The organism is Dokdonella sp., from assembly GCF_049593775.1.
Taxonomy (GTDB): domain Bacteria; phylum Pseudomonadota; class Gammaproteobacteria; order Xanthomonadales; family Rhodanobacteraceae; genus Dokdonella.
Map to the genome: position 1 here is coordinate 1 of NZ_JBAWHJ010000175.1, position 4,522 is coordinate 4,522.

The window sequence follows — 4,522 nt, forward strand, 5'->3', positions numbered from 1 at the left end:
AGCCATGCCGGGCAGGGAACTGGTGCCAGTCGCATAGTTGTCAAACGAATATTCGAATACGCCGGGAGGATTGATCGGTACGCGGCCGCTGCCGACGGCGATTTCGGCCCCGCTCGTGCTGAAGCCATTGGCATTGAAATTCGTGAAATAGTGGTTCTCGCGGGCGATGGCATCCAGCCGTGGCGTCCAGTCGGCCGGTCCGCCAAGCAATTGGCTATGCCAGGCTGACAGCGATTCAGCCAGCACGATGATGACATTGGGTCGCGTCGGAGCCATGTTGATTTCGCAGGTTTCGGGCAGGTTTGCGATTTTCTTTCGTTCGTTTTCGATGAATCCGGGGCTGAAATGGCGGCGGCCGCTTTGCGAGAGATTGATCTCAAGCACATTGCGGGTCAGGGAAGCATGCACATAGTGCACGGGGGCCGAATCCAGGATAACCATGGAGGCGATGGCGCATAGCGCGGCCACGCCGCCCAGCACCATGGCCAGACGCGGTCTTCGCCGGTCGGGAAGGATCGCCATCAGCATCAACATGACCAATACCGCCCCCGCAGCCATTTTCAGCCAGCCTGCAGGGCCGTGCAGGCTTGACCGCAACACACTCCAGTTCGCCCCGACTTCCCCCCCGAAGCGGACAACATCAGCCAGGTAGAGCCGTTGTGCCAACAGGTTGAACAGAACAAGATCGGCGGCCGCGACGACTACGAGCACTGCGAAAGCGAGTCGCAGGGCAACTTGCAGGAAGGTCGACCGGATCAGCCAGGAACACGCCAACAGGGCAAGCGCGGCACCAAGCAGCCACGCATCATGGCCGATAGCGGGCAGGCGCATGCACCCTATGCAGCCCGTATAGGCGCCTACCACGGAATCCACCGCGTAGGTCCTGATACCAAGCAGCGCAGCCAGGGCCATTGCCAGCACGAGGGCGGCACCGGGCTGCAATATCAAGCTCTTGCGGGTGGATTTCCGGGTAGTGGACTGGGGTGGAAGCTGTCGCATTGGCGGCTGGGTGCGGGAAAACGATAGAATAACCGACTTGATCCGAACCCCATCCCGCCCATGCGTCTTCTCGCCGAAGCCCTGACGTTTGACGACGTCTACCTAGTCCCCGGTCATTCCGTCGTGCTGCCACGTGATGTCGAAACCTCGTCTCGACTGACCCGCACGCTGAATGTAAACGTGCCGATTATCTCCGCTGCCATGGATACCGTTACCGAGGCGCGCCTCGCTATCGTCATGGCCCAGTGCGGTGGCATAGGCATCATCCACAAGAACATGAGCCTCGAGCAGCAGGCTGCAGAAGTTCGTCTGGTCAAGAAATTCGAGGCCGGCGTGATCCGCGATCCGCTGACCGTGCGTCCCGATGCAACGATCAGCGAGGTGATGCGAATCACGCGCGAGCACGGCATCTCGGGCGTGCCGGTAGTCGACAGGGAAGAGCTGGTCGGCATCGTCACCAGTCGTGACATGCGTTTCGAGAAAAAGCACGATGATCCGGTCAAGAACATCATGACCCGAAAGGATCGGCTGATTACGGTCAAGGAAGGCGCCAGCGAGGATGAGGTGCTGGCCCTGCTGCACAAGTACCGGATCGAAAAGGTGCTTGTCGTCAACGACGCGTTCCAGTTGCGCGGGCTGATCACGGTCAAGGATATCCAGAAGGCTCGCGATAATCCGCATTCTGCCAAGGATGCTCATGAGCGCCTGCGCGTCGGGGCTGCTGTTGGAGTTGGCGGCGATACCGAGCGCCGCGTGGCCGCGTTGGTTGAAGCTGGCGTGGACGTCATCATCGTTGACACGGCCCATGGACATGCCCAGTCGGTCATCGATCGGGTGGCCTGGGTAAAGAAGAATTTTCCAGATACGCAGGTTGTCGGCGGCAACATCGTCACTGCGGATGCTGCCTTGGCCCTGCGTGATGCCGGGGCCGATGCCGTCAAGGTCGGCGTTGGTCCGGGCTCGATCTGCACCACGCGAATCGTTACCGGCGTCGGTGTTCCGCAGATCACCGCGATCGATCTGGTCGCCAATGCGCTGCAGGACGAGATTCCGCTGATCGCGGACGGTGGCATTCGCTACTCGGGTGACCTGGCCAAGGCCATTGTCGCTGGAGCTTCCACTGTCATGCTCGGCAGCATGTTCGCCGGCACGGAAGAATCTCCGGGGGAAGTCGAGTTGTTCCAGGGGCGCTCCTACAAGAGCTATCGCGGCATGGGTTCGCTGGGCGCAATGGAGAAAGGCTCCAGCGATCGCTATTTCCAGGATGCATCCGACCCGGAGAAGCTGGTCCCCGAGGGCATCGAAGGGCGCGTGCCGTACCGCGGTCCGTTGCGCAGCATCATCCACCAGCTGGTCGGCGGCTTGCGTGCCTCGATGGGCTATTGTGGTTGCGCCAACATCGAAGAGATGCGCACGCGGCCGCAGTTCGTCCGCGTCACCAGTGCCGGAGTCCGCGAAGCGCATCCCCACGATATCCAGATCGTCAAGGAAGCGCCCAATTACCAGTTGAGCTGATCGAAGGCCGGGATTCGGGATGACCAGCCATTCGGCTGTTAAAAGCCGGGATTCGTTACAGCGGCTTTCCGCGAATTTCTGAATTCAGCCTGGAACTGGCTTCTTGTTCTTTCGAATCCCCATTCCCGAATCTCCGCCTTATGACCTCCATCCACCACGACAAGATTCTGATCCTCGATTTCGGCGCGCAGTACACGCAGCTGATTGCGCGGCGTATTCGCGAGATCGGTGTCTATTGCGAGATCTGGGCCTGGGATCATGACCCGGCCGAGATTGCCGCGTATGGCGCGAAAGGCATCATCCTGTCAGGCGGTCCGGAGTCGACAACTCTGCATGGCGCACCAAGCGCGCCGCAGGAAGTATTCGATTCCGGTTTGCCGATCCTCGGCATCTGCTACGGCATGCAGACGCTGGCGGCCCAGCTTGGCGGAACAACCGAGGCCGCCGATGCACGCGAATTCGGCCATGCCGAAGTTGAAGTGGTTGCTCGCGATGAATTGCTGCATGGCCTCAACGACCATCCCGGCAAGCCTCCTCGGCTGAATGTATGGATGAGCCATGGCGATCACGTCGCCATCGCGCCACCCGGATTTGTCGTTACCGCGCGGACTGATCGCATTCCGGTCGCGGCCATGGCCAATGAGGAAATGCGCTGGTACGGCGTGCAGTTCCATCCCGAAGTTACTCATACGCGCCAGGGCGAAACCCTGCTGCGCCGCTTTGTTGCCGAGATCTGTGGTTGCCGCACCTTGTGGACCGCCGCGAATATCATCGACGACCAGATAGCCCGCGTGCGTGAGAAAGTCGGAGACGATGAAGTCATCCTCGGTCTTTCCGGTGGTGTCGACTCCTCGGTCGTGGCGGCCCTGCTGCATCGCGCGATTGGCACGCAGCTGACATGCGTCTTTGTCGACACCGGCCTGTTGCGCTGGCAGGAAGGCGACCAGGTCATGGCGATGTTCGCCGAGCACATGGGCGTCAAGGTCATTCGGATCAATGCGGCGGATCGCTATTTCAGCGCATTGAAGGGGGTCGGCGATCCCGAGGCCAAACGAAAGATCATCGACAACCTGTTCATCGAGATCTTCGATGAGGAGTCCTCGAAGCTGGCCAATGCGCGCTGGCTGGCTCAGGGTACGATTTATCCTGATGTGATCGAGTCGGCGGGCAGCGGTACCGGCAAGGCGCATGTCATCAAGAGCCACCACAATGTGGGTGGACTGCCAGAGCACATGAAGCTCGGTTTGGTCGAGCCACTGCGGGAGTTGTTCAAGGACGAGGTGCGCAGGCTTGGTGTCGAACTGGGTCTGCCGCGCGCCATGGTTTATCGCCACCCGTTTCCGGGCCCTGGCCTGGGCGTGCGCATCCTCGGCGAAGTGAAGCGTGAATTTGCCGAGTTGCTCGCACGCGCGGACGCGATCTTCATCGAGGAGTTGCGCAAGGCCGATCTCTACGACAAGACCAGTCAGGCCTTTGCCGTGTTCCTTCCGGTGAAGTCGGTCGGCGTGGTCGGTGATGCACGTGCCTACGAATGGGTGATTGCATTGCGCGCGGTCGAAACCATCGACTTCATGACCGCGCACTGGGCGCATCTGCCCTATGAATTCCTTGGCACGGTTTCCAATCGCATCATCAATGAGCTGCGCGGCATTTCACGTGTCGTCTACGACATCAGCGGCAAGCCGCCGGCCACGATCGAGTGGGAATAGAGAGCGGCAATCACGATTCGCCGGCAGGGCTGAATTCAACTCCTGCCACCGCGCTCGACGATGAACGCTGGATGCGCCGCGCACTTGAGCTGGCCATGCACGCGCGGGATGCCGAAGACGAAGTGCCGGTCGGTGCCGTGCTTGTGCTGGACGGCGAGAACGTCGGAGAAGGCTGGAATCGCAACATCAGCTTGAATGACCCAAGTGCACATGCAGAAATACTCGCACTCCGCGCTGCTGGCACGAAGCTGGGCAACTACCGGTTCCCCCAATCGACCTTGTACGCAACGCTTGAACCT

At 60.5% G+C, this 4,522-nt stretch carries 4 protein-coding genes; 3 read left to right on the plus strand and 1 reads right to left on the minus strand.

All coding sequences use genetic code 11. The annotated features are described in order from the left end of the window. A partial coding sequence (locus WBP53_RS06070) for a sulfatase-like hydrolase/transferase (protein WP_423926958.1) occupies window positions 1-999 on the minus strand: 999 nt, incomplete at its 3' end. Between the two features lie 60 nt (window positions 1,000-1,059). On the opposite strand from WBP53_RS06070, the gene guaB reads away from it, so the two are divergent. From guaB to WBP53_RS06085, 3 genes are all read left to right on the plus strand, one after another. Then, on the plus strand, window positions 1,060-2,514 hold the full coding sequence (gene guaB / locus WBP53_RS06075; protein ID WP_423926960.1) for an IMP dehydrogenase: 1,455 nt from the start codon (window positions 1,060-1,062) through the stop codon (window positions 2,512-2,514). A 140-nt stretch (window positions 2,515-2,654) separates the two neighbouring features. Next, window positions 2,655-4,223 (plus strand): glutamine-hydrolyzing GMP synthase, encoded by a 1,569-nt coding sequence (gene guaA, locus WBP53_RS06080; protein WP_423926962.1) that lies wholly within the window; start codon window positions 2,655-2,657, stop codon window positions 4,221-4,223. 29 nt (window positions 4,224-4,252) lie between these two features. Then, window positions 4,253-4,522, plus strand: a 270-nt coding sequence (locus tag WBP53_RS06085; protein ID WP_423926964.1) for a nucleoside deaminase, incomplete at its 3' end; no start/stop codon positions are given.

What these genes read in the sequence shown, in the direction of transcription:
- guaB (WP_423926960.1), top strand. Translation starts at nt 1,060, where the DNA reads ATGCGTCTTCTCGCCGAAGCCCTGACGTTTGACGACGTCTACCTAGTC.
- guaA (WP_423926962.1), top strand. Translation starts at nt 2,655, where the DNA reads ATGACCTCCATCCACCACGACAAGATTCTGATCCTCGATTTCGGCGCG.